The organism is Microbacterium sp. Leaf351 (assembly GCF_001423825.1).
Classification (GTDB): Bacteria; Actinomycetota; Actinomycetes; order Actinomycetales; family Microbacteriaceae; genus Microbacterium; species Microbacterium ginsengisoli.
The window spans coordinates 119917-121586 of record NZ_LMPK01000036.1; the positions used below are offsets into that span (position 1 = coordinate 119917).

2 protein-coding genes are annotated in these 1670 nt (G+C 72.1%); both read right to left on the reverse strand.

Going from position 1 to position 1670, the window contains the following annotated elements:
• Nucleotides 1-883: alpha/beta fold hydrolase (locus tag ASG00_RS12520; RefSeq protein ID WP_082483237.1), on the reverse strand; the 883-nt coding region annotated here is incomplete at its 3' end.
• Nucleotides 880-1670, reverse strand: a 791-nt coding sequence (locus tag ASG00_RS18525) for a thiamine pyrophosphate-dependent enzyme (RefSeq protein WP_235559575.1), incomplete at its 5' end; no start/stop codon positions are given. The genes ASG00_RS18525 and ASG00_RS12520, both read right to left, overlap by 4 nt.

The window sequence follows — 1670 nt, forward strand, 5'->3', positions numbered from 1 at the left end:
TCTGCGGTGTCGCGGCCGCCCCCGCGGAGGTGAGGATCGCGCCGAGATCGTCGGTCGGGTAGGCGTCGCGGTACGCGGCCTGCATCGCGGGGATCGCGTAGGAGGCGATGCTCACGCCAGAGATATCGCCGATGTCGTCGTCGAGAAGGGTCGGCAAGGTGGCGGCGGGCGCGGCGACCGCTACGGCGACGAGATGCAGCTCGGGGGCATACGAGCCGATGCGCTGTGCGGCGAACAGGGAGGCCTGCCCACCCTGCGAATGGCCCCAGAGCAGCACCTGGTTGCTCAGGTCGGAGGACGGCAGCTGCCGGGCGGCGCGCACCGCGTCGAGCATGCTGTTCGACTCCGGGACGCCGAGCAGGTAGGACGACGCTCCGGCGACACCCATGCCCGGGTAGTCGGCAGCGACGACCGCGAACCCGGCCGCGAGCATCGTGTCGAGTCCCTCCATCAGCTCGAACGGGTCGGTGGCGAGCGACGGGGCGCAGTTCTGTGCGGCACCGGTGGTGGGATGCCCCCAGGCGACGACGACGCGTCCGTCGTGCGGGGCGAGCACGGTGGGCTCGACGACGACGGCGGATGCCGCGATGTCACGACCCTGCAGATCGCGCGTGTGATAGATGATGCGCCAGGCCTGCGCGCCCTGCGGTGCCTCGGGGATCGCGCGCATGCGGATGATCTCCCCGGGAGATCCGGCGGGAAGGTCGGCGGGTACCTCGTAGAACGACGCGAGGGAGGCGGCATCCTGCTGCTGCACGACGTGGCGCACGACGGCCGACGGAACGACGATGAGGGCGGCCGTGAGGGCGAAGACGCCCGCGAGCGCCCAGCGCCTGCGGCGGCGCGCCCGGCGGACGGGCGGGTCCAGTCGCGGGCGGTTCATGCGCGGCTGTTCGCGCGCGCGGCGGCCTCGGCGATGGCCTCGAGGAGGGGCGGCACGTCGTCGCGGGGAACCGAGGCGGTCACGACATGAAGTCCGTGCGGGTTTGCGCGGGCGATCTCGAGTGCCTCGCGAAGTCCGTCGACGGTGTCGACACGCACCGACCGCGTGGCGCCGAGGGCGGTGGCGAGTCCCACCCAGTCCCAGGCGGCGATGTCGTTGTAGTCGGCGTCGGGCCCGTGGATGGCGCGCTCGACCGTGTATCCGCTGTTGTCGACGATGACGACCACCGCCGGCACGTGCCGGCGCGCGAGGGTGCCGAGTTCGCCGATCGTGAGCTGTGCCGCCCCGTCGCCGATGAGGAGCACAGGACGCCTCACCGGAGCGGCGAGCGCCGCGCCCAGGATGCCGGGGAGCGTATAGCCGATCGATGCCCACAGGGGCTGCCCCATGAACAGGGTGTCGGCGGGCAGTCGGTGGGCGCCCATCCCGTAGAACGAGGTGCCCTGGTCAGCCATGACGAGATCGCCGGGTCGCAGCCAGGCGCTGACGGTGGCCCACAGCGAATCCTGCCTGAGGGCGTCGTTCGGCGCGGGCGCCGGGAACGCCGGAGGCCGCTCGGACGGCGGCGCCGGCATGCGCGCGGTGCGCGCCGCGACGAGTTCGGTGATGACGTCGATCGCGTTCGTCATGGCGATCGGGCCATAGGTGACGCCGCCGATGGACGAGGTCGTGCCGTCGATGACGATCGTGCCGGACTCCGGCAGATGCTGGCTGAAGAACCCCGAGG